The following is a 22,739-nucleotide window of genomic DNA, read 5'->3' on the forward strand; positions in this document are numbered from 1 at the left end:
GGCCGGGACTTCTTTGCTTTTGGAGACTCTTTCGATATCACCTGCAGGGCTCGAGCAGGTCGACCACGGTCAGGCCCGTCTCACCCCCGACCAGCTTCAGCCCGACCTCGGCTCGGGCCGCGAGGTCGAGAGGGGCGAGACCTTCGACCAGCGCGGCATTGGTGATTCGGTCGAGTCCGGCACCTATCAGCGGGGCGGCAATGCGTAGGCTCGCCTTGAGTGCCACGCCCTGCGTGGAGCCACCGTGCAACACGATATTCCTGGCTCGGTACAGGCGCCTCATCGCGATCCGGAAGACGGTAACCGCTTGCGCCAGCTCTCCTCCGGGGTTCATGGCAACCCGGCGCATCCGATGCACCGCCGCGATGTCGGCGTCACGCCGGAAGCGGTCGGGCAGTTCCAGCGTGCTGCCGGCCGTCAAGGACTCCGCCACCGCGGACGCCCGTTCCCGGTTGGACGTGCACGCTGCCAGTCTCTCGAATAGAGCATCGGGTCTCAACGGTCGATGCTGGTGGGCCAGAGCGGTCAGTTCTGCGCGAGGCCACGAACAGGCGATGATCGCGGCCAAGCGGTCGGCAGCGACGGCCTTGCCCGATCGCTCCTCCTCGGCGGGATGGTCCGGATGTGAGAGCAGCGATTCGATCGCGGCCCACGCCCCCGCGATCGCTGGGCCGAGCGCACCGCGATTCACCGGCGCTGCCAGCTCCAAGGCGTCGTCGATCAGATTGCGTTGGCCATCGACCTGGTAAAGGTGACCTTCGTTCACCAGCGACAGCACGTGTGCGCCTCTGGCCGGCGTGGCGAAGGGGATTGGCGCGGGGTGCTCGTCCACCCAGAGCTTCGAGGCGAACCTGATCTCGTTCCTGTTGCCACGCCCAAAGGAGGATCGCGCCACCACGCGCTCGACCAGCTCGCGGACCTGACTGGCCGCGCTCAACGGATCTCGCGCCGTCACTCGACGGTGAACTCCCGCGGCGTGGCCGCGTCAAGCGCAACTGCGCCCTGCAGCACCTCGTCGACGCCGACCCGCTGGTGGGCAAGCTGCCCGATCCATGCCGCCAGGTGGCTCGCGTCGTAGCCGAGATCGAGCAGATGTGCCGCGACCACGCGAGCGAGCCGTTCCGGCTGTGGCCGCTGTCCCTCCGGCTGGGCGGCCGCGGCCGCCCAGCGGCTCAGATACCCGCCGCGGGCATGATCGATGACCTCTCTTAGTCGGCTGTGAGCCGGGCTGCGGTATGGCAGCGGCTTGCTCAGTAATGAGGTCAGTCCTCCAGGGCGAGCAGGGAACCGACGTCCCACAGTCGCCGAGGCCACGGCAGGCCTTCGAGGGTGAAGAAGTCGATCATTCGAGCTCGGACATGCCTGTCGTACGTGTTCATCGATTCTTCGGCAGTCATCAGGGCATCGTAGAGCGACTAGTTGTCTTACGCCTACTAGGCATGGAGGGCTCACCGCTCGGCGTGCACGTCGAGCGGTAGCCCCGGGTCTCATGCTTGCTTCAGGAGCGCGGCGATCCGCTCTTCGGCGTCCGCGGTCATTGCGGTCAGTGCGAACGACACCGGCCACATCGCGCCGTCGTCGAGGCTCGCCTGGTCGCTGAAGGTCAGGGTGGCGAATCGGGTCTTGAACTTCGCGGCCGGCTGGAAGTGGCAGAGCACCTTGCCGTTGCGGGTGTAGGCGGGCATGCCGTACCAGAGCTTCGGGGTGATGTCCGGGGCGCCCGCCTTGATCAGCTCGTGCACCCGCTCCGCCAGCACCCGGTCCGCGTCCGTCATGTCGGCGATCTTCGCGAGTACGTCGGCCTCGGTGTCCGGCCCCTTCTTCAGTTCCTTGGCGCGCTCCCGCATCGCGGCGCGTTCCTCGTCGGTGAACTTCTTCGCAGCCATGATTGATTTCTCCTCTACCTGCCCGCCTGGCGGCGGGTCGACGTGTCCATCCGGTTCTCGGCGTTGGTGATCGCGACGGCCAGCAGCAGCGCGGCCAGTTCCTTCTGGTCGAAATGGGTGGCGGCGACGTCCCACACCCGGTCCGGTACCTCGGCCCCGGTCACCGCCTCGGTCAGGGCCAGCGCGGCCCGCTCCTCCTCGGAGAACCATCGGGTGTCCCGCCAGACGGCCACCTGCTCCGGCGCGGTGACCAACCGGGCGGCCCGTTCGACGCCCGCGGCGCAGCCGTTGAGCTGGCCGGCTCGCAGCCGGCACAGCGCGAGCAGCCGGCCGTCCAACCCGGCCTGCGTGACCGCGTTGTTCAGAGTGGCCAGGGCCTCGGCCGCGCCCGGAACCAGCGTCACCGGATCCGGCATCCGTTCGGTCCGCATCGCGCCTCCTTCCTCCTCCGGACGGCTTCCTTGCTCCGACGGGAATCATCCGACCACCGGGCGGTGCCGGGCCGCGCGGGCCGTGGGACGCTGTGGGACACTCGGCAACGCCCTGAGCTGGGAAAACTCGACGGTGATCCATCGCCGCGGGGCGGGACAAGTACGGTGTTGCACGTGTCCAGCCCGCCGGAGCGCCTGGTCGCTCAGCTCGCCGGGATCAAGGAGCTGAGCGGGCTCAGCCTGCGCGCTCTGGCCCGCGAAGCCGGGCTGAGCAGCTCGTCGCTGTCGCGCTACCTGACCGGCCGGCTCGTGCCGCCGTGGGAGGCCGTCGTCGCCCTCTGCCGGGTCGTGCGCCGCGACCCCAGGCCGCTGCGGGCGATCTGGACCGAGGCCACCCAGGCCGGCCCGGCTCCCGCCCCGCGCCGCAACGACCTGCCCGCCGACCTGTTCGACTTCACCGGCCGCGAGGAGGAGTCCGCGCAGGTCGAGGAGCTACTGCGGACGGTCGGCGCGGTCGCCGTCGACGGCATGGCGGGCGTCGGCAAGACCAGCCTGGCCCTGCACGTGGCCCACCGGCTGGCCCCGTCGTTCCCGGACGGCGGCCTCTACCTCGACCTGCAGGGCTTCACCCCCGGCCAGGAACCGCTCGAACCGCAGGCCGCGCTGGCCCGGTTGCTGGCCGGCCTGGACGTCACGCACCTGCCGGCCGGCACCGCCGAGCGGGCCGCGCTGTGGCGATCGGAGCTGTCCCGCCGCCGCGCGCTGGTGCTGTTGGACAACGCGGCCGACGCCGACCAGGCGCGCCCGCTGCTGCCCGGCGCCGGTCCGTCCGCCGTCCTGATCACCAGCCGCAACCGCCTGGTCAGCCTGGACGGGGTGCCGCCGGTGACCCTCACGCCGCTCGGCGACGACGACGCAGCCCGGCTGTTCGGGCGCGCGGCCGGCCTCGCGCCCGCCCCCGCAGGGAGGGACGCGGACGCTGAGGGAGCGGCCGTCGAGCAGGTGCTGCGGCTGTGCGGCGGGCTGCCGCTCGCGTTGCGGATGGCCGGTGCTCGGCTGCGTCACCGACCCGGCTGGACCGTCGCGGTGCTGGCCGAGCGGCTGCGTGACAGTGCCGGCCGGTTCGACGCCGTGTTCGGGATGTCGTTGCAGCAGCTCGATCCGGCCCAGCGGCGCCTGTTCCGGCTGCTGGGCGTGCTCCCCGGCGCCGACTTCGACGCCGGTGTGGCTGCCGCGCTGGACGACCAGCCGGTCGACGATCTTCTGGACGAGTTGGTCGACGCCCACCTGCTCCAGGAGACCGCACCGGGCCGTTACCGGATGCACGACCTGATCCGCCGCTACGCCGCCGACCTGGCCGCCGAGGAGGAGCCGAAGGCCGGCGACGCCCTGCGCCGGGTTGTCACCCACTACCTCGCGCGGGCCGTCGACCACGACCGGATCCTGCCCGCACCGGGCCGCGACCGCCCGGAGAGCGGCGATCCCGCGGCGGCGATGGCGTGGTTCGACCTCGAATACGTCAACCTGGTCGCCGCCTTCGACGCCGCCGTCCGGCTCGGCGCCGACGAGGTGGTGGCCGGTCTGCCGCAGACCATGCGGGTCTGGTTCTTCCGTCACCGGGGCACCGACGACCAGTCCCGCATGCTCACGGCCGCCGCCGACGCCTGCCGGCGCCTGGGCCGCCACCGCGAGCGCTCAGCGCTGCTGGCCGACCTCGGCTTCGCCTACGCCGCAGCGGGCCGCCTAATCGAGGCACTGAAGGCCTACGAAAAGGCCGGCGCCACCGACCCGCCCGGCGACACCGGCCGCGCCGGGCCAGCCGGCGGCGCCGCGTCGGGGGATGAGTTGGCGGCGGCTCTGGCTTTGCGGATCGGGTTTGTGTATCGGGATCTGGGTGATTCGGTTTCGGCGCGACGGCACCTCCGGCGGGCCCGTCAGCTGTTCGAGCAGGGTGGGCAACGCGGCGGTCAAGCCCAGGCCCTGGCCGCCGAGGGCTGGGTGACCCTGCAGCTCGGGGATCGGGACGAGGCCGCCGCGCTGGCTCGGGCCTCGGTCGCCCTGGCCGACGGGCCGGGCCGGATCACCGGGCTGGTCACTCTGGGCGTGGCCCTGGCCGCAGATGAGCCGGCCGAGTCGCGGCGGGTTCTCGGGGAGGCGCTGAGCCTCGCCGAGGAGCATCATCTGCCGCACAACCAGGCTCTCTGCCACAACGCCGCCGGGATCGCCCTGCGCACCGCCGGCGCGTTCGCCGAGGCCCTCGACCGGCACCGGCTGGCCCTGCGGCTGTTGCGGCCGCTCAACGAGGTGCAGCTGGAGATCGATTGCCTGCAGGCCTACGCCGAGACGTGCCGGGCGGCGGGGCGCCCGGAGGAGGCGCGCCCGCTGCTGGATCGGATCATCGGCCTGGCGCGGGAGCTGGGCCGGCCGTACGACGAGGAGCGGGCGCGGCGGGGGTGAGCCCACCGCCCGCACCTCATCGCAGGAAGCCTTTTGCCAGGTCTCGCGCCTGGGCGTGGGCCAGGCTCCGGGCCTGGTCGGCGTCGGCGGTGACCAGGTTGGGGCGGAAGTGGATGGTGCGGATGTCCTCGACGCCGGCCCAGCGCAGCCAGTCCTCCAGGTAGGGCGCTTGGAAGTCGGCACCGAAGGCCGGGCCGCGGTCCGGCCCGTACACCGCGCTGGTGTAGATGACCGCGGCGCGCTTGCCGCGCAGCAGGCCGCGGTAACCGGTGGCCGGGTCGAAGCCGAAGACCAGGCCGGGCTGGCTCACCACGTCGATGAACTGCTTGAGGATGTACGGGATGCCGGCGTTCCACATCGGCACGCTGAACACGTACCGGTCGGCGGCGTCGAAGCGGCGGAAAGTGGCGATCGCCGCGTCCCAGGCCGCGCTGGTCGGCTGCTCGCCGGCGAAGACGGCCATCTTGGCGGCGGCCGCCTCGGGACCGAACGGCGGCAGGGTGCCGTCCCACAGGTCGTACTCCTCGAAGGGAGCCTCCAGTGAGGACAGGAAGGTGGCGGCGATGGCCCGCGATTCGGAGGCGGTGCCGCGGGGCGAGGCGGCGAGGTGCAGGACCGAGTTCATGGTGACTCCCGACGATGGCGAAGATGCGTGCGCACGCACATTATTAAGTCAATGCGTGCGCACGCACAATAGTTGGGTACTCTCGGGTGATGAGCGACACCGATCCGGCCGCCTGGGCGGCGCTGCTGCGGGTGCACGCGGCGCTCGTCCCGCTGATCGACCGCGAGCTGCAGACCACCTGTCGACTGCCGCTGACCTGGTATGACGTACTCCTGGAAGTTAATTCGGCGCCCGGGCGCCGGCTCAGCATGGGGGAGCTGGGCCAGGCCGCCGTGGTCAGCCGCACCCGGGCCAGCCGGGTGGTCGACCAGCTCGAGGCGGCCGGCCTGGTGAGCCGGGAGAGCAACCCGGACGACCGCCGTTCCGCCTACGCCGCGATCACCGAGGCCGGCCGGCAGCGGCTGCGCGACGCTGCCCCGGTCTACCTCGACGCGATCCGGCGGCACTTCACGTCGCGGATGACCGCGGCCGAGTCGCGCGCCGTCGCATCGGCGCTCGGAAAGGTGCTGCGGGCCGGTTAGGTCATCCGACAGATTCGGTGGTGGCTGCTTTCCGACCATTGTCCGGGGATGACGAACACCCCCGTCCTGTTCATCCACGGTCTCTGGCTGCACGCCTCCTCCTGGCAGCCGTGGATCGACCTCTTCGCCGCCCGCGGTTTCGCCCCGATCGCCCCGGGCTGGCCGGGCGAGCCGGGCACCGTCGAGGCCGCCCGCCGCGCCCCGCAGGCCGTCGCCGGGCACGGCATCGACGACGTCACCGACCACTACGCCGCGATCATCGCGACCCTGCCCGCCGCGCCGGTCATCATCGGCCACTCGTTCGGCGGGCTGATCACCCAGAAGCTGCTCGGCCGGGGCCTCGGCCGGGCCGGCGTCGCCATCGACCCGGCGCAGATCAAAGGCGTCAAACCACTGCCGTTCGCGCAGCTGCGCTCCGGCTTCCCGGTCCTCGGCAACCCGGCGAACCGGCGCCGGGCCGTTTCCCTCACTCCCGCACAATTCCGGTACGGGTTCGGCAACGCGATCGACGAGCGCGAGTCCGGCGAGCTGTACGACCGGTGGACCGTCCCGTCGCCGGGGCGGCCGTTGTTCGAGGCCGCGTTGGCCAACTTCACCAAGGACTCGCCGGCCGCCGTCGACATCGGCAACACCACCCGCGGCCCGCTGCTGTTCATCTCCGGCCAGCGGGACCACACCGTGCCGGACGCCGTCACCCGGGCCGCCTACAAGCTGTACGGGGATTCCACCGCCACCACCGAGCTCAAGCAGTTCCCGGACCGCGGCCACTCGCTCACCGTGGACTCGGGCTGGCGCACGATCGCCGACTTCACCCTTGGGTGGCTGGCTCCCTGAGATCGGTGATCAGGCCGGTACGGGTGAGCGCGCGCCCCTCCCGGTGCTGGATGGCGAACAGCGCCAGCGCCGAGAGCAGGTAGATGCCGGACAGGGCGAGCATGAAGATCCGGTTGGCCGCGTCGTCGAGCAGGATGCTCGCGGCGAACTGGACCGTGAACAGCGACAGCAGCGTCGCCGCGCCCCACAGGCTCAGCCGCAGGTTGACCAGCAGGCTCACCGCGAACAGCGACTGCGCGGCGGTGAGCAGCAGCTCGTAGCGCTGGTGCTCGTCCAGCGGCAGGCCGTGCAGGCTGGCTGAGGAGACCGCGAACACGATCGGGATGGTGCCGACCAGCAGCGTCCACTGGTTGACCTTGCTGGACAGCAGTGTGCCGAGCGCGTGCGAGGCGCGCAGCCGCCAGGCGTAGAGGCAGGCCACGATCAGCTCGGGGGCCTCGCTGGCGACCGGCGCGGCCCACTGCACCAGCAGGAACTCGTCGATGTGCAGGCGCTCGCCGCTCTGCACGATGCCGTCGGCGAAGTGTTCCGCGGTGAGCACGATGATGCCGGCCGCCACCAGGAACAGGCCGAGGATCCAGGCCCGGCTCCGGTCCGCCACCCAGGCCGCGGTGCCGCCCAGCTTGGGCTCCTCGACCGGCGCCTTGGTCAGCCGCCAGGCGTACAGGCCGAAGATGGTGAGCAGGACGGCCGCGTCCAGCAGGGTCAGGGTGTGCCGCAGCGGCAGGGTGAGCGAGTAGATCGTGGCGACGGCCAGGAACACCACCTCGATCGACATCGGCTTGTCGAGCTTGACGTGACCCGGGGCGGGCACGCTCGGCTCGTCCTCGGCCCGCTTCGGGTGCCGCCGGGCGACCAGCGCGGCCAGCAGCACCACGAGCGGCCAGCCGATGCCGACCAGCACCCGGTTGGCGCCGGTCATGTTGGCCAGGGCCAGCGCGCACGAGTCGCCGCACTCGCCCTGCTCGGCGACGGCCTGCCCGGCCCGCATGGTGAAGACGAAGTCCACGCCGTACTCCGGAAGCACCGCGAGGAAGGCCAGGAAGGCCAGCGCGACCCCGGCGCTCACGTGCACCTCGGCCGCCTCCGCCGCCCAGGACAGCAGGAACGCGGCCCCGATGATGGCCGCGCCGAAGACGAGGGCGGCCAGGAACGGCGACAGCTCGACGGTGGGCAGTCCGGCGTAGTCGGCCAGCCCGGCGTAGGCGCCGGGAACGGCGACCGCGGCGGCGAGGGGGAGCGGCCAGGGCCGTCGCTTCTGGGGCATGGGCGCACCCATACCCGCCTTACGCCCTCGTCACTCTCCGGCGCCGAACCACTTCGGCAGGTGGGTGACCAGCTCCGGCTGATCGTCGCCGGCCCAGGCCACGTGGCCGTCCGGGCGCAGCAGCACCGCGGGCGCCGCCAGTTCCTCGCTGACGTCGACCACGTGGTCGACGCGGCCGGCCCAGCCCGCCACCGACAGCCGTCCGGTCTGGTCGAGCAGCAGTCCCCGGCCGGTGCGCATCAGCTCGTACAGCCGGCTCTGTTTCAGCCGTACGTCCCGGAGCCGCCGGCCGACCAGGTCCGTCTCCGCGCCGAAGTCGTAGCGAACCGCGACAGCGGTGAGTTTCTCGATCAGGTAGCGGTTCACGTTCTCGAACTCGGCCAGCTCGGCCATCAACCGGCGCACCGCCCGCGCGTCCGGATCGGGCGACACCAGCACCGTCATGGCGCGGGTGTTGTCGAGCACGTCGGCCGCCACCGGCCGCCGCTCCGCCCCGTAGCTGTCCAGGAGCCCGGCCGGAGCCCAGCCGGCCACCGCGGCGGCCAGCTTCCAGCCCAGGTTGAACGCGTCCTGCAGGCCCAGATTGAGCCCCTGCCCGCCCAGCGGCGGGTGGATGTGTGCGGCGTCGCCGGCCAGGAACACCCGGCCGGCCCGGTAGTGGTCGACCAGTCGGGTGGCGTCCCCGAAGCGGGACAGCCAGCGCGGCGAGTGCACGCCGAAATCGGTGCCGCCGAACGCTCGCAGCTGCTGCCGGAACTCGTCCAGGGTGGGCGGGACCGTGCGGTCCTCGGCCACCCCGGCGGCCGGCACGATCACCCGGTACAGCCCCGGGCCGTCACCGACCGGCCCGGCGCCGAACCGGTGCTGGGTCTTGCGGACCTCGGCCGTCACCGCGGCCACCTCGGCCGGTGGCGCGGTCAGCTCCATGACGCCCAGCAGCGTCTCGTTACGGGACGGCTCGCCCGGGAAGCCGACGCCGAGCAGCCGGCGCACCGTGCTCCGCCCGCCGTCGCAGCCGACCAGGTAGTGCGAGCGCAGCTCGGCGCCGTCGGCCAGCCGGACGGTCACGCCGTCCGGGTCCTGGCTCAGGCCGGTCACCTCGCTGCCCCGCCGGACCTCGGCGCCGGCCTCGACGGCGTGCTCGGTCAGCAGCCGGTCGGTGACGGTCTGCGGGATGCCGAGGACGTAGCCGTGGGCGGTGTCCATCCGCTCCGGCCACGTCGTGCCGAGGCCGGCGAAGAAACCACCGACCCGGTGCTGCGTGCCGTGCGCCAGGAACCGCTCCAGCAGGCCGCGCTGGTCCATGATCTCGATGCTGCGCACGTGCAGGCCGAGCGAGCGGACGATCTTCGTCGGCTCCGGGTCGCGCTCCAGCACCAGCACGTCCACGTCGTGCAAGCGCAGCTCGGCGGCGAGCATCATCCCGGTCGGGCCGCCGCCGGCAATGATTACGTCGAACATTCGAATCCCCCCATTTCGGTCGGATTCTGCAGCACGACCGGGGTCTTGCCGCAAGCCCCCCGCCCGGCGATATGGTGAGGACGGAGGGCCGGTCAGGCCAGTGCGTCCAGCGCCGCCGTGGCCTCCTGGTCCAGCTCGATCCGGGCGACCGCGACGTTCTCCGCCAGGTGTCCGAGGTCGCGGGTGCCGGGGATCAGCAGTGTGGTGGGGCTGTGCCCGAGCAGCCAGGCCAGCCCGGCCTGGGCCGGGGTGATGCCGAGGCGCTCGGCCTGCGCGACGACCACCGGGTGGCCGGCGACGCTGGGGAAACCGTCGAAGGCCGACCCGAGCGGGAAGAACGGCACCCAGGCGATGCCCTGCGCGGCGCACTCGGCCAGCACGTCCTCGTGGTCGCGGGTGAGCACGTTGTAGAGGTTCTGCACGCAGACGATGCCGGCCGGCCGGGCCTGTCGCAGCTGGGCGAGGCTGACGTGGCTCAGGCCGATGCCGCCGATCTTGCCGGCGTCGCGCAGGGCGATCAGCTCGGCCAGCTGGCTGTCCAGGTCGACGGCCTGGTCGCCGGTGGCGGTGATGCCCGGTGGCTGGTCGGCCCGGCGGAGGTTGACCACCGCCAGGTGATCGGTGCCGAGGGCGGTCAGGTTCGCCTCGACCTGCGCGCGCAACTCGGCCGGCTTCTGGGCGGCCACCAACCGCTCGGTCGGATGCGTGACGGCGCCGACCTTGGTGACGATGCGCAGGCTTTCGGCGTACGGATGCAATGCGGTCTTGATCAGGTCGTTGACCGTGCCCGGTCCGTAGAACTGGGCGGTGTCCAGGTGGTCGACGCCGAGCTCGACCGCCCGGTGCAGGACCTTGACGGCGTCGGCGGGGTCGCCGTGTTCGAGTTGCATGGCGCCGAAGCCGACCCGCAGGACGTCGTGCTCGCCGAGCTTCCCGTGCGTGGTCATGGGTGTGGCCCTCCCGATACGATGAGGGTAAGCGGAACCGATTCCGCTTGACTCGTTGCGAGGCTAGCAGAAGCGGAGGCGATTCCGGTTTCCGAGTTGGAGCGGCGGCCCGGTGCGCGCAAGGACGCCCGGCGCAACCGGCAGCGCATCATCGACGCCGCCACCCGCGTCCTCACCGCGGCCGGGCCCGACCCCGTCAAGATCGAGGACATCGCACACGAGGCCGGGGTGGGCGTCGGCACGCTCTACCGCAACTTCCCGTCCCGTGAGGCCCTGGTCGAGGAGGTCTACCGCAGCGAGTTGGACCGGCTGTGCGCCCTGGCCGAGCAACTGGTGGCCAACCTTGCGCCGGCCGACGCCATGCGCGAATGGATGCGCCGTTACCAGGACTTCGTCGCCACCAAGCACGGCATGGCCGAGGCCCTGCGCGCGGTGATCGCCAGCGGTGCAATCAGTTCCGGCCAGACCCGCGCCCACCTCGACGGCGCCATCGCCACCATCCTCGACGCCGGCCACGCCGACGGCAGCCTGCGGGCCGACGTGCAGCCGGCCGACGTGTCGGCCAGCATGGCCGGCATCATGCTGGCCGCCGCCGACATCGGCCAGGCCACCCGGATGCTGCAGTTACTCGTCGACGGCCTGCTCGCCCGGGGTCAGCCGGAAGATCCGCAGCTGCCGGTGTGACGCGCGGGTCCGGTAGGCCTGATAGCCCGGCCATTGGTCGGTGATCAGCTGCCAGAGGTGGTCGCGGTCGGCGCCCTGCGTCTCGTGCGCGGTCACCGCCACGTCGCTGCCGTCCAGCAGCACCCGGGCGCGCGGGTCGGCGCGCAGGTTCCAGGCCCAGCCGGGGTCGTTCGGCCCGCCCCAGTTGGAGGCGATCACGATGAGGTCGTCACCGTCGCGGACGTATTGCAGAGGGCTGCTCCGGAGCTGCCCGGAGCGGCGGCCGGTGGTGGTCAGCAGGAGCGACGGGGCCATCCCCAGCGCCACCACGCGACCGCGGGTGATCCGGCCGAGCCACCGGTCGACGCCGACCAGGCTGCGGGCCACCGGGGTGAAGCCCGGCCACGCGCCGACGGCCCGCCACATCCTCTTCCACACGGTCATAGTTCCTTTTCTATCAATGCGTCGATGAAATTCGAACCAAGGAACTTCACAGGAAGTTTCTCGATCTGGTCCCGTAACCTGCCGGGGTGAAATCCTGGTTTCGCCCCCGCGACCACAACATCTTTGCCAATTCGGCGAGCCTGCTCATCTGCGGGCTGCTGACCGGAGTTGTGGCCGCGGCCGCGGCCTTTCCCGCCGCGGCGCTGTCCGGCCTCACCGTCAAGGCGGGCGAGAGCGCGTACGAGGCGCTGCCCAGCGAGTTGTCCGACTTCAGCTCGCCGCAGATCACCCGCATCTACGCCTCCGACGGCAAGACCCAGATAGCGGTCATGTACGACGAGTTCCGCAGCGACGTACCGTTGTCGCAGATTTCGGTCAACGTGCAGAACGCGATCGTCGCCGCCGAGGACCGCGATTTCTACCACCACAACGGCGTCGACCTCAAAGGCACGGTCCGCGCTCTGGTGAGTGACTCTAGCGGCGGCAGCAAACAGGGCGCGTCCACCCTCACCATGCAGTACGTCCGGCTGTCGCTGGAATACTCGGCGACCGACCCGAAAGACGTCGTCGCCGCGTCCCAGGACACCCCGAAACGCAAGATCACCGAGATGAAGTACGCGCTGCAGCTCGAGAAGGAGCTGAGCAAGAAGCAGATCCTCGAGCGTTACCTGAACATCGCGCCGTTCGGCAACGGCGCCTACGGCATCTACGCGGCCAGCCAGATCTACTTCAACAAGAGCCCGAAGGACCTGGACGTGGCGCAGGCGGCACTGCTGGCCGGTCTGGTGAAGGCGCCGACCAGCTTCAACCCGGCCACCACCAGCGGCTACCCGCAGGCCGTCGCCCGCCGGCAGTACGTTCTCGACGGCATGGTCACCACCGGCGCGATCACCCCGGCGCAGGAGAAGGCCGCCGTCGCGGAGAAGGTCCCGCAGAAGGTCAAGAAGGTCGGCAACGGCTGCGTCTCGGTCAGCAAGAACCAGTGGGGCTTCTTCTGCGACTACTTCACCCGGTGGTGGCTGCAGCAGGAGGCGTTCGGCTCCACGACGTACGACCGTCAGCGCCGGCTCAACGACGGCGGCTACCGCATCGTCACGAGCATGGACCTCGACGCCACCGCGGCCGCGTTCAAACGGATCGACCAGCAGATCTCGAAGAAGAACAAGGACGCGCTGATGCTGGCCGCGGTGCAACCTGGCACCGGCAGGGTGCTGGCCCTGGCGGCGAACCGCACCTACAGCCTGGACGAATCCCGGAACCACATCTCGTCCGACCCGAAGAAGGCCGCCAAGAAGCTCAAGGGCACCTACCCCAACACCACCAACCCGATCATCAGCGGTGGCGGCGACGTCGACGGCTACCAGGCCGGCTCCACCTTCAAGATGTTCACCATGGTGACCGCCCTGAAGCAGGGCATCCCGCTGACCAAGACGATCAAGGCGGAGAAGGTGGCGAAGACGCACTACATCGTGGCGCCGAGCAGCCCGGCCGCCTGCCCCGGCACGCACTTCTACTGCCCGGGCAACGCGGGCGAGAGCGAGGCCGGCACCTACAACATGTGGGCGGCGTTCGGGCATTCGGTGAACACGTACTTCGTGCCGCTGGAGGAGGAGGTCGGCGCGCAGAACGTGGTGCGGACCGCCGAGGACTTCGGCATCAAGTTCCGCGCCTCGAACGACGCGTTGCTGGCCGAGCCGGGCAACGCCGAGCAGTGGGGAGCGTTCACCCTGGGCGTCTCCGAGTCCACCCCGCTCGACCTGGCCAACGCGTACGCCACCCTGGCCGCCGACGGCAACTACTGCTCGCCGACGCCGGTCACCCAGATCCTCGACCAGGACGGCGCGAAGATCGACGTCGGCGCGCCGAGCTGCCGCCCGGTGGTGTCGGCCGACGTCGCCCGCAAGGCCGTCGACGCGGCCCGCTGCCCGGTCGGCGACTCGGCCCAGACCGGCAATTGCGGCGGCTCCGGCACCGCGCCCCAGGCGCACGGCGTCGTCGGCCACCCGGTCTTCGGCAAGACCGGCACCACCGACAGCTCCAAGACCGCCGCCCTCATCCTGGGCACCACGTCGATCGTGGTGGCCGGCTACCTGGCCGACACCGACTGGCCGCAGACCACGCAACACATGGATCACGGCACGGTCAACCCGGCGGTCTGGAACACGGTGGGCGACTACATGCGCGACAAACCCAGCGTGCAGTTCCTCAAGCCCTGACGGCGGTCCAACTGGCGAGCAGGTTCAGCGCTTCCTCGGACGGCGAGCCCGGCTCGGTGCTGTAGGCGGTCAGCGTCAGGCCCGGGTCGGCCGGCAGCGGCATGGAGTCGAACGTGACGTCGATCAGGCCGACCAGCGGGTGCCGGAAGTGTTTGCTGCCGTGCTGGTGCAGCGTGACGTTGTGGGAGGCCCATTCGGTGCGGAAGACGTCGCTGCGGGTGGCGAGCTCGCCGACCAGATCGGTCAGTTCCCGGTCATGAGGATCACGGCCGGCTGCGGCGCGCAGCACGGCGACGGTGGAGCGAGCGACGTCCGCCCAGCCGGGATAGAAGATCTGCGACGCCGGGTCGAGGAAGCAGAACCGGGCCATGTTCGCCGGCCGGGCCGGATCTTCGAAGATCGGCGAGTAGAGCGCACGGCCGAGCGTATTGATGGCCAGGACGTCCAGGCGCCCGTTGCGAACGAAGGCCGGGGTGCTCATCGAGTCGATGACCCGTCGCACGCTCGGGTGCAGCCCGGGCGGGTTCCGCCGGGTCCGGTTGGCTCGCTGCGGCTTCGCGGCGCGGGCCAGGTTGAACAGGTGCAGCCGTTCGGCGTCGTCGAGGCGCAGGGCGCGGGCGACCGCGTCGAGCACGTCGTCGGAGACCCCGTCGATGTGCCCCTTCTCCAGCCGGACATACCAGTCGGTCGAGACACCGGCCAGGACGGCGACCTCTTCGCGGCGGAGGCCGGGCACCCGGCGGGTTCCCCCGCCCGGGGGCAGGCCCACCTGCTCTGGCGTGATCTTCGCGCGCCTCGTGGTGAGGAACTCCCGGATCTCGGCTCGGTTGTCCATGTCATGACGCTACGACACGCCCCGAGCGGAAAGGGGGTGGAGATTGTCCCCCCGATAAACCCGCCCTCCCGCGCCGGTGCACGCCGGGGTTGCATGGTTCCGTGAAGACCTCCGTAACGATCCCGGCCAGCAGATCGGCCCCGCACGCACGTACCGTCCTGGCGGTCGGGTCGCTCGGGTTCTTCCTGATCACCCTCGACATCTCGATCGTCAACGTCGCGCTGCCGAACATCACCCGGGAGCTGGGCGGCGGCACCGCCGGGCAGCAGTGGACGATCGACGGGTACACCCTGGTGTTCGCCTCGCTGCTGCTGTTCGCCGGCAATCTGGCCGACCGGGTCGGCGCCAAGAAGGCCCTCGTCCTGGGCATCGTCGCGTTCACCCTGGCCTCCGCCGCCTGCGCGGCCGCACCGAGCATCGGGATGCTCGTCGCCGCCCGCTGCGTGCAGGGGGCCGGGGCTGCGGTGATGTTGCCGGCGTCGATGGCCCTGATCCGGGAGGCGTTCCCGGACACCGGGCGCCGGACCCGGGCGCTGGGGGTCTGGGCCGTGGGTGGCGCGGTCGCCGCGCTCGTGGGTCAGCCGCTCGGTGGGCTGCTCACCACCGTGGACTGGCGGCTGGTGTTCATCGTCAACCTGCCGGTCGGGGCCGGCATGGTGCTGTTCCTGCTCGCGGCCGCGCCGTCGCCGACCCGGCCGGCCCGCTTCGACTGGGCCGGGCAGGTGCTGGCGATCGTCGCGCTGTCCGGGCTGGTCTACGGCCTCATCGAGGGCGGCCACCTGGGGTTCACCTCGCCCGTCGTGGTCACCACCCTGGTGGTCGCCGCGGTCGCGATGGTGGCGTTCGTGGTCGTCCAGGCGCGCGGGGATCACCCGATGATGCCGCTGGCGCTGTTCGGGTCGAAAGGCTTCCGGATCGCGCTGTCGGCCGGGTTCGCCTTCATGGTCGGCAACTACGGCAACGTCTTCGCCACCAGCCTCTTCCTGCAGCAGTACCTGGGCCTGTCCGCACTGCACGCCGGGCTGGTCTACATCCCGTCGGCGGTCTTCGCCATCGCCGGCAACCTCGCCAGCGGGCCGGTCACCAACCGGTTCGGGCCGCGGCTGCCGGTCGTCGCGGGTCAGCTGGCCATGGTGGCCGGGCTGGTCGCCCTGGTCGCCACCGTCCACCTGCGGTCGGTCCCGCTGGTCGCGGTGTGCCTCATCCCGATCGGCGCGGGCGGCTCGCTGGCCATGCCCGCGGTCACCGGCGTGGTGCTCAGCGGCGTCGCCCCGGGTCTGGCCGGCACCGCCAGCGCGGTGTTCAACACGTTCCGGCAGGTCGGCGGGGCGGTCGCGATCGCCGTCTTCGGGTCGCTGATGGCCGGCTCGGCGACCTTCCTGCCCGGCATGCGGACCAGTCTGGCGGTCGCCGCGGGTCTGCTGTTCGGCACCGCCCTGATCGGGCTGCGGGTACAAACAACGAGGGAAGAGGTGATGACGTGAAGTTCACGCGACTGGGGCGTACGGGTCTGAAAGTGAGCCGGATCGGGCTGGGGTGCATGAGTTACGGCGACGCCGCCGCCGGCATGCACGCCTGGACGCTGGGCGAGGACGAGGCGGCGGCCTTCTTCCGGCAGGCCGTCGAGCTGGGCGTCACGTTCTGGGACACCGCGAACGTCTACCAGGGCGGCACCTCGGAGGAGTTCGTCGGCCGGGCGATCAACCGGTTCTCCCGGCGGGAGGACATCGTGCTCGCCACGAAGGTGAGCGGCCGGATGCACGACGGGCCCGGCGGCAGCGGCCTGTCCCGCAAGGCGATCCTCGAGCAGGTCGACGCGTCCCTGCGCCGGCTGGGCACCGACTATCTCGACGTCTACTACGTCCACCGGTTCGACGCCGAGACACCGGTCGAGGAGACCATGGCGGTGCTGGACGACGTGGTGCGCGCGGGCAAGGTGCGCTACCTGGGTGCCTCGTCGATGTGGGCGTGGCAGTTCGCGAAGATGCAGCACGCCGCGGTGGCCGGCGGCGGGACGACGTTCGCGGCCATGCAGGACCAGTACAACGTGCTCAAGCGGGAGGAGGAGCGGGACATGATCCCGATGTGCCTCGATCAGGGCGTCGGCCTCACCCCGTACTCTCCGCTCGCGAAAGGCCGGGCGGCCCGGCCCTGGGGGCGGCCGACGGCCCGGTCCGACGCGGACGCCGTGGCCAAGGCCTTCGATCGGGAGGCCGACCGGCCGGTGGTGGACGCGGTGCAGAAGGTCGCCGAGGCCCGTGGCGTTCCGATGGCGCAGGTCGCGCTGGCCTGGGTGCTGTCCAAGCCGGTCGTCTCCTGCCCGATCGTCGGCGCCACCAAGCCGAACCACCTGCCCGACGCCGTCGCCGCCCTGGACCTCGAACTCACCGGCGACGAGATCGCCGAGCTGGAGCGGAGCTACACACCGCAGGACAACTACTGGTGGTGAAAAACTTTCTGGCCGGGTGTCGAACGGGCCGGTCGCCAACCGACGCGTAGGTGAAAGAGCACCCTGACCGGAGGAGACAGCAATGCGATTCTTGGTGATCACGAAGGCCACCGCGGACAGCGAGGCCGGTGTGCAGCCCGCCACCGAGGAGTTCGAGACGGCCGGCAAGTTCATCGAGGAGATGGTCGACGCCGGTGTGCTGCTGGCCGCCGAGGGCATCACGCCCAGCGCCCAGGGCGTGCGGATCTACTTCGACGGCGACGCCAAGACCGTGGTGGACGGGCCGTTCACCGAGACCAAAGAGCTCATCGCCGGCTTCTTCCTGGTCGAGATGAAGTCGATCGAGGAGTGCGTCGAGTGGTTCAAGCGCTACCCGGCCCCGCGGCTGAGCAACGGGGACTCGACCAACCTCGAGATCCGCCGGGTCTACGGCGCCGAGGACTTCGGCGACAACATGACCGCCGAGCAGCAGCAGGCCGTCAAGGAGCGGGACGCCAAGGGCATCTGGTAAACCGGGGGCCGTGGCCACTGACACCCACCGCGCGATCGAGGCCGTCTGGCGGATCGAGGCGCCGCGGCTCATCGCCGGACTGAGCAGGCTCGTGCGCGACGTCGGCGTGGCCGAGGAGTTGGCTCAGGACGCGCTGGTCGCGGCGCTGGAGCAGTGGCCGGACGGCGGCGTGCCGAGCAATCCGGGTGCGTGGTTGATGACCGTCGCGAAGCGCCGGGCCGTCGACCAGATCCGGCGCGACGAGACCTTCCGGCGCAAGGTCGAGGAGGTCGGCCGGGACCTGGCGGAATCCACCCCGGACATCGCCGCGTCGGTGGCCGAGGACGACGGCATCGGCGACGACCGGCTGCGGCTGGTGTTCGTGGCCTGCCATCCGGTGCTGTCCACCGAGGCCCGCACCGCGCTGACCCTGCGACTCCTCGGTGGCCTGACCACCGGGGAGATCGCCCGGGCCTTCCTGGTGCCGGAAACGACCGTGGCGCAGCGGATCGTGCGGGCCAAGAAGACACTGGCCGGCGCCGGGGTGCCGTTCGAGGTGCCGCAGGGCGCGGAGCTGGCGGCCCGGCTCGCGTCGGTGCTCGAGGTCGTCTACCTGATCTTCAACGAGGGCTATTCGGCCACCGCCGGCGACGACTGGATGCGGCCGGCGCTGTGCGAGGACGCCCTGCGGCTGGGCCGGGTCCTGGCCCGGCTGGCCCCGCGCGAACCCGAGGTGCACGGCCTGGTGGCGCTGATGGAGATCCAGGCCTCCCGGGCGGCCGCGCGCACCGGCCCGGCCGGCGAGCCGATCCTGCTGGCCGACCAGAACCGGGCCCACTGGGACCAGCTGCTGATCCGCCGCGGCCTGGCCGCGCTGGAGTGGGCCGAGGCCCTGAACGGCCAGCCCGGCCCGTACGTGCTGCAGGCAGCCATCGCCGCCTGCCACGCCCGGGCCCGCCGCTTCACCGACACCGACTGGGAGCGCATCGCCCGGCTCTACGAGCGGCTGGCCGAGGCGATGCCGTCCCCGGTGGTCGAGCTGAACCGTGCGGTGGCGCTGTCCATGGCGTTCGGGCCGGCGACCGGGCTGGCGCTGCTGGACCAGCTGATGGCCGTCCCGGCCCTGCGGAGCTATCACCTGCTGCCCAGCGTGCGCGGCGACTTCCTGGTCCGGCTGGGCCGGCCCGCCGAGGCGCGGGTGGAGTTCGAGCGGGCGGCGTCGCTGACCCGCAACGAGCGGGAGCGCACCCTGCTGCTGGACCGCGCCGCCGCCCTTTAACGGACGAAGCGCTCCCGGCGGACCGTGGGGCGCCGGCCCCGGATGGTGCTGCGCTGCATCGCCGCGATGACCATGTCGGCGGCCGGCTCCGGCACCTCGACCAGGGAGAACCGGTCGGTGATCTGGATGGCGCCGATGTCCCGGGCGCTGAGCCCGGACTCGCCGGCGATCGCGCCGACCAGGTCCTGCGGGCGCAGCCCGGCCCGCCGGCCGATACCGAAGAACAGCCGGGCCACGCTCGAGTCGGACGGCCGGTCCCGCCGGCCACCACCCTGCCGCGGCTCCCGGCGGTCGCCGGCCGACGGGGCAGGCGACGGGATCTCTTCCTCCTCGACGTCGCCGCCGGCCGCCTCGTGCAGCAGCTTCACGGCGGCGAGGGCGATGTTCTCCACGTCGAACTCGTCGGTCAGCGAGTCGAGGACGACCCGGAACCGCTCGAGGTCGTCGGTTTCCAGGCTGGCCTGCAACGCCGTACGCGTCAATTCCAGCCGCCGGGCGCGCAGGTCGGTGACCGTCGGCAGTTTTTCCAGGGTGATGCGCTGGCCGGTGAGCCGCTCGATGGCCTTGAGCATCCGCTGCTCGCGCGGTTCGGCGAGGGTGATCGCGGAGCCCTCGCGGCCGGCCCGGCCGACCCGGCCGATCCGGTGCACGTACGCCTCGGGGGCGGCCGGCACGTTGAAGTTGATCACGTGGGTCAGCTGTTCGACGTCCAGGCCGCGAGCCGCCACGTCGGTCGCGACCAGCAGCTCGGTGGTGCCGGCGCGCAGCCGGCCCATCACCCGGTCGCGCTGGTCCTGGCTCATCCCGCCGTGCAGGGCCTCGGCCCGGTAACCACGGCCGTTCAGCGTCTCGGTGACCTGGTCGACCTCTTCCCGGGTGCGGCAGAAGACGATCGCCGAGGTCGGCGCCTCCACGTCGAGGATCCGGCCGAGGGCGGCCGTCTTGTGGGCGCGGGCGACGATGTAGGCGCTCTGCCGGACCAGCGGCAGCTCGCCCGGTTCGACACCCTTGCGGCCCATCGTGATTCGGACCGGGTCGCGCAGGTGGCGGCGGGCGATGCCGTCGATGCGGGGCGGCATCGTGGCCGAGAAGAGGACGGTCTGCCGGCTCTCCGGCGTCTCGGCCAGGATCGCCTCGATGTCCTCGGCGAAGCCCATGTCCAGCATCTCGTCGGCCTCGTCGAGCACGACGGTGCGTACGTCGCCCAGCTTCAGGGTGGCCCGCTCGATGTGGTCGAGCACCCGGCCCGGCGTGCCGACGACGACGTCCACGCCGCGGGCCAGCGCCTGCAGCTGGCGTCCGATCGGCTGCCCGCCGTACACCGGCAGCACGCGAACGCCCAGCTCACGGCCGTACCGATGGACGGCCTGGGACACCTGCTCGGCCAGTTCGCGGGTCGGCACGAGCACCAGCGCCCCCGGGCCGGCGTCCCGCCGGCCGGCGGTCAGCGACTGCAGCACGGGCAGCGCGAACGCGGCGGTCTTGCCGGTGCCGGTCGCCGCCTGGCCCACCAGGTCGTGGCCGGCCACCAGCGGCGGGATCGCCTCCTGCTGGATCGGGGTCGGTTCTTCGTAGCCGAGGCTGGTCAGTGCACGGAGCAGTTCCGCCCGCAACCCCAGTGCGGCGAAGCCCGCCACGGACTCGAACGGATCATTTTCCATGGTGACAACCATAGGAGTAGTTGGTTCTCGCTCGGATTCGGGTATTCCGGCGGTATGGAGCGTGGCTTTGTCGTCCAGCGGCACCGGGCCAGCCGGCTGCACTACGACTTCCGGCTGGAACTCGACGGTGTGCTGGTCAGCTGGGCCGTGCCGAAAGGTCCGACGCTCGATCCGGCGGTGCGTCGCGGTGCCTACCGGGTCGAGGACCACGCGCTGAGCCACGCCGACTTCGAGGGCGTGATCGGCGCCGGGAAGTACGGCGGCGGCGACGTGATCGTCTGGGACAACGGGACCTGGGTGCCGGACGAGGCGGCCGATCCGGCGGCGGCTCTGGCCGCCGGCGAGCTTCATTTCGATCTGTACGGCGTAAAGCTGCACGGCCGGTTCGTCCTGATCCACACCCGCGGCAAGGACTGGCTGTTGCTGCACAAACGGGACGAGTTCGCGGTCGAGGGCTGGGATGCCGAGGACCACCCGCGGTCGGTGCTGACCGGCCGTACGAACGACGAAGTCAAGGCGACCTGAAGGAGTTCACATGGCGCGGCCCATCTGGACCGGGGCGATCACGTTCGGGCTGGTCTCGGTGCCGGTCTCGATGTATTCGGCGACCCACGAGCACGAGGTGTCGTTTCACCAGTTCGAGAAGGACACGTCCGACCGGATCCGGTACAAGCGGGTCAACGAGCGCACCGGCAAGGAGGTGGACTACGACGACATCGTCAAGGGTGCCGAGGTGAGCGGCGGCGATTACGTGATGCTGGACGCCGACGAACTCGACTCGGTCGCACCCGGCCAGTCCCGCAGTCTGGAGATCGACCGCTTCGTCGACCTGGACGACATCGACCCGCTTTACTACCAGCGGACCTACTACCTCGGCCCGGGCAAGAAGGAGACGGCCAAGGTGTACGGGCTGCTGCGGGACGCGATGACCGACGCGAACCGGGCCGCCATCGGCACGCTGGTCATGCGGGGCAAGGAGTACCTGGCCGCGATCCGGGCCGAGAAGGACCTGTTGATCCTGCAGACGATGTACTTCGCCGACGAGGTGCGCGACCCCAAGGCGGAGATCGACGGCCTGCCCCGGCGCGGTGCCGCCAAGAAGGCCGAGCTCGCCATGGCCCAGCAGCTGATCGACTCGATGGCCGGCCCGTGGAAGCCCAAGGACTTCCGGGACACCTACACCGACCGGGTGAAAAAGCTGATCAAGCAGAAGAGCGCCGGCAAGAAGGTCACGGTGGCCGAGGCCGCGCCGGAGCCGACCAACGTGACCGACCTGTTCGAGGTGCTCAAGCGCAGCGTGGAGAACGCCCAGAAGCGCCGCTCCGCGAAGCCGGCCAAGAAGGCCGCGACCAAGAAAAAGGCCTCCTGACGTACGGATTCACCGAGCTTTTCGGGGGTAGACGCAGTTCACCCCCGATCCGAGGAGAACGCGGATGTTCAACACCGTCCGGGACAGGATGTCGCGAGCCGCCGACGGCTACGCACCGCACGAGCATCGGCCGCTGGACGGCTACGTGACCGCGATGGGAGCCTTCGGCGGGCTGGCCGTCGCCCTCGCCGTCGCCGCCCGCGCCACCGGCCGGCCGGTTCCCGAGCGGCCGTCCCTCAAGGACGTCGCGCTGGTCTCGATGGCCACCCACAAGCTGAGCCGGCTGCTGGCCAAGGACGCGGTCACCAGCCCGCTGCGCGCCCCGTTCGCCGAGTACTCCGGTCCGGCCGGGGCCGGCGAGCTCAACGAGGAGGTCCGGGATTCCGGCAGCAGCGTGCGGCACGGCTTCGGCGAGCTGATCACCTGCCCGTTCTGCCTCGCCGTGTGGGTGGCCACCGGCCTGACCGGCGGCCTGGTGCTGGCGCCGCGGCTGACCCGGCTGGGCGCGACCGTCCTGACCGCGACCGCGGTCTCCGATTTTCTGCAGTTCGCCTACGACGCCGCCAAGAAGAGCACCGAGGGATGAAACGGCGTTTGGGCCTTCCCGCGGCGGGCAACCTTCTGATGGCGCAGGAGCGAGAGAACACGGAGTGGATATCTGATGAAGATGCTTAAGTTGGCCGCCGGAGTCGCGGTGGGTTACGTGCTGGGTTCCCGGGCCGGCCGCGAGAAGTACGAGCAGATCGCCGAGACCGCCCGCAAGGTGCGCGCGAACCCGACCGTCATCCAGGCGCAGGAGAAGGCCAAGAGCCTGCTGGGCGCCCCGGCCTCGGTGCCCGCCGAGCAGCCGGGCCTGACCGACACGACCCCCAAGCCCCGCCCGCCGAAGACCGAGACGGTGAGC

General features: G+C 71.1%; 24 protein-coding genes and 1 pseudogene. 13 read left to right on the forward strand and 12 right to left on the reverse strand.

Annotation, left to right across the window (positions count from 1 at the left end):
- Positions 1 to 37 precede the first annotated feature (37 nt).
- The 5 genes from Ato02nite_RS13995 to Ato02nite_RS14010 all read right to left on the reverse strand — a co-directional run bounded on the left by Ato02nite_RS13995 (position 38) and on the right by Ato02nite_RS14010 (position 2,317).
- A complete protein-coding gene (locus tag Ato02nite_RS13995; RefSeq protein WP_213006904.1) occupies positions 38 to 955 on the reverse strand; it encodes a hypothetical protein in 918 nt (305 codons plus the stop codon).
- The gene (locus Ato02nite_RS14000) at positions 952 to 1,107 is read right to left on the reverse strand and encodes a hypothetical protein (RefSeq protein ID WP_213006905.1); all 156 of its coding nucleotides are present in this window, start codon (positions 1,105 to 1,107) and stop codon (positions 952 to 954) included. Before Ato02nite_RS14000 ends, Ato02nite_RS13995 begins: the two co-directional genes overlap by 4 nt.
- Positions 1,108 to 1,262: 155 nt before the next feature.
- Complete coding sequence (locus tag Ato02nite_RS52500) at positions 1,263 to 1,397, reverse strand: hypothetical protein (RefSeq protein ID WP_281419738.1); 135 nt, start codon at positions 1,395 to 1,397, stop codon at positions 1,263 to 1,265.
- A gap of 90 nt (positions 1,398 to 1,487) precedes the next feature.
- The gene (locus tag Ato02nite_RS14005) at positions 1,488 to 1,886 is read right to left on the reverse strand and encodes an iron chaperone (RefSeq protein WP_213006906.1); all 399 of its coding nucleotides are present in this window, start codon (positions 1,884 to 1,886) and stop codon (positions 1,488 to 1,490) included.
- 14 nt (positions 1,887 to 1,900) lie between these two features.
- Positions 1,901 to 2,317: a carboxymuconolactone decarboxylase family protein gene (locus Ato02nite_RS14010; protein WP_213006907.1), complete on the reverse strand. Its 417-nt coding sequence runs from the start codon at positions 2,315 to 2,317 to the stop codon at positions 1,901 to 1,903.
- A gap of 174 nt (positions 2,318 to 2,491) precedes the next feature.
- Between Ato02nite_RS14010 and Ato02nite_RS14015 the strand changes: the two genes are divergently transcribed.
- On the forward strand, positions 2,492 to 4,774 hold the full coding sequence (locus tag Ato02nite_RS14015; RefSeq protein WP_246606876.1) for an ATP-binding protein: 2,283 nt from the start codon (positions 2,492 to 2,494) through the stop codon (positions 4,772 to 4,774).
- 16 nt (positions 4,775 to 4,790) lie between these two features.
- Here Ato02nite_RS14015 and Ato02nite_RS14020 read toward each other — a convergent pair whose 3' ends face one another.
- Positions 4,791 to 5,399, reverse strand: coding sequence for an FMN-dependent NADH-azoreductase (locus Ato02nite_RS14020; protein WP_213006909.1), 609 nt, complete (start codon positions 5,397 to 5,399; stop codon positions 4,791 to 4,793).
- An 89-nt stretch (positions 5,400 to 5,488) separates the two neighbouring features.
- Here Ato02nite_RS14020 and Ato02nite_RS14025 point away from each other — a divergent pair, with 89 nt between their 5' ends.
- On the forward strand, positions 5,489 to 5,920 hold the full coding sequence (locus Ato02nite_RS14025) for a MarR family winged helix-turn-helix transcriptional regulator (protein WP_213006910.1): 432 nt from the start codon (positions 5,489 to 5,491) through the stop codon (positions 5,918 to 5,920).
- Positions 5,921 to 5,968: 48 nt separating this feature from the next.
- Positions 5,969 to 6,754, forward strand: a complete 786-nt coding sequence (locus Ato02nite_RS14030; protein WP_213006911.1) for an alpha/beta hydrolase — start codon at positions 5,969 to 5,971, stop codon at positions 6,752 to 6,754.
- Here Ato02nite_RS14030 and Ato02nite_RS14035 read toward each other — a convergent pair.
- From Ato02nite_RS14035 to Ato02nite_RS14045, 3 genes are all read right to left on the reverse strand, one after another.
- Complete coding sequence (locus tag Ato02nite_RS14035; protein ID WP_213006912.1) at positions 6,729 to 8,021, reverse strand: calcium:cation antiporter family protein; 1,293 nt, start codon at positions 8,019 to 8,021, stop codon at positions 6,729 to 6,731. The genes Ato02nite_RS14030 and Ato02nite_RS14035 overlap by 26 nt on opposite strands.
- A gap of 30 nt (positions 8,022 to 8,051) precedes the next feature.
- Positions 8,052 to 9,482 carry a rifampin monooxygenase gene (gene rox, locus Ato02nite_RS14040; protein ID WP_213006913.1) on the reverse strand — a complete coding sequence of 477 codons (1,431 nt, stop codon included), beginning with the start codon at positions 9,480 to 9,482 and terminating at the stop codon, positions 8,052 to 8,054.
- A 92-nt stretch (positions 9,483 to 9,574) separates the two neighbouring features.
- Positions 9,575 to 10,429, reverse strand: a complete 855-nt coding sequence (locus Ato02nite_RS14045; protein WP_213006914.1) for an aldo/keto reductase — start codon at positions 10,427 to 10,429, stop codon at positions 9,575 to 9,577.
- Between the two features lie 96 nt (positions 10,430 to 10,525).
- On the opposite strand from Ato02nite_RS14045, the gene Ato02nite_RS14050 reads away from it, so the two are divergent.
- On the forward strand, positions 10,526 to 11,113 hold the full coding sequence (locus tag Ato02nite_RS14050; protein WP_246606877.1) for a TetR/AcrR family transcriptional regulator: 588 nt from the start codon (positions 10,526 to 10,528) through the stop codon (positions 11,111 to 11,113).
- Here Ato02nite_RS14050 and Ato02nite_RS14055 read toward each other — a convergent pair.
- Positions 11,054 to 11,536: a nitroreductase/quinone reductase family protein gene (locus tag Ato02nite_RS14055; RefSeq protein ID WP_246606878.1), complete on the reverse strand. Its 483-nt coding sequence runs from the start codon at positions 11,534 to 11,536 to the stop codon at positions 11,054 to 11,056. The genes Ato02nite_RS14050 and Ato02nite_RS14055 overlap by 60 nt on opposite strands.
- A gap of 86 nt (positions 11,537 to 11,622) precedes the next feature.
- On the opposite strand from Ato02nite_RS14055, the gene Ato02nite_RS14060 reads away from it, so the two are divergent.
- The gene (locus Ato02nite_RS14060; RefSeq protein ID WP_213006915.1) at positions 11,623 to 13,752 is read left to right on the forward strand and encodes a transglycosylase domain-containing protein; all 2,130 of its coding nucleotides are present in this window, start codon (positions 11,623 to 11,625) and stop codon (positions 13,750 to 13,752) included.
- Here the strand turns inward: Ato02nite_RS14060 and Ato02nite_RS14065 are convergent.
- The gene (locus Ato02nite_RS14065; protein ID WP_213006916.1) at positions 13,742 to 14,587 is read right to left on the reverse strand and encodes a helix-turn-helix transcriptional regulator; all 846 of its coding nucleotides are present in this window, start codon (positions 14,585 to 14,587) and stop codon (positions 13,742 to 13,744) included. The genes Ato02nite_RS14060 and Ato02nite_RS14065 overlap by 11 nt on opposite strands.
- A 101-nt stretch (positions 14,588 to 14,688) precedes the next feature.
- Here Ato02nite_RS14065 and Ato02nite_RS14070 point away from each other — a divergent pair, with 101 nt between their 5' ends.
- From Ato02nite_RS14070 to Ato02nite_RS14085, 4 genes are all read left to right on the forward strand, one after another.
- The gene (locus tag Ato02nite_RS14070) at positions 14,689 to 16,071 is read left to right on the forward strand and encodes an MFS transporter (protein ID WP_213006917.1); all 1,383 of its coding nucleotides are present in this window, start codon (positions 14,689 to 14,691) and stop codon (positions 16,069 to 16,071) included.
- Positions 16,068 to 17,036: an aldo/keto reductase gene (locus Ato02nite_RS14075; RefSeq protein WP_213006918.1), complete on the forward strand. Its 969-nt coding sequence runs from the start codon at positions 16,068 to 16,070 to the stop codon at positions 17,034 to 17,036. Before Ato02nite_RS14070 ends, Ato02nite_RS14075 begins: the two co-directional genes overlap by 4 nt.
- Positions 17,037 to 17,118: 82 nt before the next feature.
- Entirely contained in the window at positions 17,119 to 17,547 is a 429-nt protein-coding gene (locus Ato02nite_RS14080; protein ID WP_213006919.1) for a YciI family protein, read from the forward strand.
- A gap of 10 nt (positions 17,548 to 17,557) precedes the next feature.
- Complete coding sequence (locus tag Ato02nite_RS14085) at positions 17,558 to 18,805, forward strand: RNA polymerase sigma factor (protein ID WP_213006920.1); 1,248 nt, start codon at positions 17,558 to 17,560, stop codon at positions 18,803 to 18,805.
- Here the strand turns inward: Ato02nite_RS14085 and Ato02nite_RS14090 are convergent.
- Positions 18,802 to 20,466 (reverse strand): DEAD/DEAH box helicase, encoded by a 1,665-nt coding sequence (locus tag Ato02nite_RS14090; protein ID WP_213006921.1) that lies wholly within the window; start codon positions 20,464 to 20,466, stop codon positions 18,802 to 18,804. The two genes, Ato02nite_RS14085 and Ato02nite_RS14090, sit on opposite strands and share 4 nt — an antisense overlap.
- A gap of 54 nt (positions 20,467 to 20,520) precedes the next feature.
- Between Ato02nite_RS14090 and Ato02nite_RS14095 the strand changes: the two genes are divergently transcribed.
- The 4 genes and pseudogenes from Ato02nite_RS14095 to Ato02nite_RS14110 form a co-directional block, all read left to right on the forward strand.
- The gene (locus tag Ato02nite_RS14095; RefSeq protein ID WP_213006922.1) at positions 20,521 to 20,991 is read left to right on the forward strand and encodes a DNA polymerase ligase N-terminal domain-containing protein; all 471 of its coding nucleotides are present in this window, start codon (positions 20,521 to 20,523) and stop codon (positions 20,989 to 20,991) included.
- A gap of 10 nt (positions 20,992 to 21,001) precedes the next feature.
- Positions 21,002 to 21,835 (forward strand): non-homologous end joining protein Ku, encoded by an 834-nt coding sequence (ku, locus tag Ato02nite_RS14100; RefSeq protein WP_213006923.1) that lies wholly within the window; start codon positions 21,002 to 21,004, stop codon positions 21,833 to 21,835.
- A gap of 64 nt (positions 21,836 to 21,899) precedes the next feature.
- The gene (locus Ato02nite_RS14105; RefSeq protein ID WP_213006924.1) at positions 21,900 to 22,421 is read left to right on the forward strand and encodes a DUF1360 domain-containing protein; all 522 of its coding nucleotides are present in this window, start codon (positions 21,900 to 21,902) and stop codon (positions 22,419 to 22,421) included.
- A 75-nt stretch (positions 22,422 to 22,496) separates the two neighbouring features.
- Positions 22,497 to 22,739 (forward strand): annotated as a pseudogene (locus Ato02nite_RS14110) (hypothetical protein); the annotation flags it as partial.

This window comes from Paractinoplanes toevensis (genome assembly GCF_018332695.1).
GTDB lineage: Bacteria > Actinomycetota > Actinomycetes > Mycobacteriales > Micromonosporaceae > Actinoplanes > Actinoplanes toevensis.

Bases quoted from the DNA above. Each gene is read 5' to 3' on its own strand.
- Ato02nite_RS52500 (WP_281419738.1), bottom strand. From the start codon at position 1,397: ATGACTGCCGAAGAATCGATGAACACGTACGACAGGCATGTCCGAGCT.
- Ato02nite_RS14005 (WP_213006906.1), bottom strand. From the start codon at position 1,886: ATGGCTGCGAAGAAGTTCACCGACGAGGAACGCGCCGCGATGCGGGAG.
- Ato02nite_RS14010 (WP_213006907.1), bottom strand. From the start codon at position 2,317: ATGCGGACCGAACGGATGCCGGATCCGGTGACGCTGGTTCCGGGCGCG.
- Ato02nite_RS14020 (WP_213006909.1), bottom strand. From the start codon at position 5,399: ATGAACTCGGTCCTGCACCTCGCCGCCTCGCCCCGCGGCACCGCCTCC.
- Ato02nite_RS14025 (WP_213006910.1), top strand. From the start codon at position 5,489: ATGAGCGACACCGATCCGGCCGCCTGGGCGGCGCTGCTGCGGGTGCAC.
- Ato02nite_RS14030 (WP_213006911.1), top strand. From the start codon at position 5,969: ATGACGAACACCCCCGTCCTGTTCATCCACGGTCTCTGGCTGCACGCC.
- Ato02nite_RS14035 (WP_213006912.1), bottom strand. From the start codon at position 8,021: ATGCCCCAGAAGCGACGGCCCTGGCCGCTCCCCCTCGCCGCCGCGGTC.
- rox (WP_213006913.1), bottom strand. From the start codon at position 9,482: ATGTTCGACGTAATCATTGCCGGCGGCGGCCCGACCGGGATGATGCTC.
- Ato02nite_RS14045 (WP_213006914.1), bottom strand. From the start codon at position 10,429: ATGACCACGCACGGGAAGCTCGGCGAGCACGACGTCCTGCGGGTCGGC.
- Ato02nite_RS14055 (WP_246606878.1), bottom strand. From the start codon at position 11,536: ATGACCGTGTGGAAGAGGATGTGGCGGGCCGTCGGCGCGTGGCCGGGC.
- Ato02nite_RS14065 (WP_213006916.1), bottom strand. From the start codon at position 14,587: ATGGACAACCGAGCCGAGATCCGGGAGTTCCTCACCACGAGGCGCGCG.
- Ato02nite_RS14080 (WP_213006919.1), top strand. From the start codon at position 17,119: ATGCGATTCTTGGTGATCACGAAGGCCACCGCGGACAGCGAGGCCGGT.
- Ato02nite_RS14090 (WP_213006921.1), bottom strand. From the start codon at position 20,466: ATGGAAAATGATCCGTTCGAGTCCGTGGCGGGCTTCGCCGCACTGGGG.
- Ato02nite_RS14095 (WP_213006922.1), top strand. From the start codon at position 20,521: ATGGAGCGTGGCTTTGTCGTCCAGCGGCACCGGGCCAGCCGGCTGCAC.
- ku (WP_213006923.1), top strand. From the start codon at position 21,002: ATGGCGCGGCCCATCTGGACCGGGGCGATCACGTTCGGGCTGGTCTCG.
- Ato02nite_RS14105 (WP_213006924.1), top strand. From the start codon at position 21,900: ATGTTCAACACCGTCCGGGACAGGATGTCGCGAGCCGCCGACGGCTAC.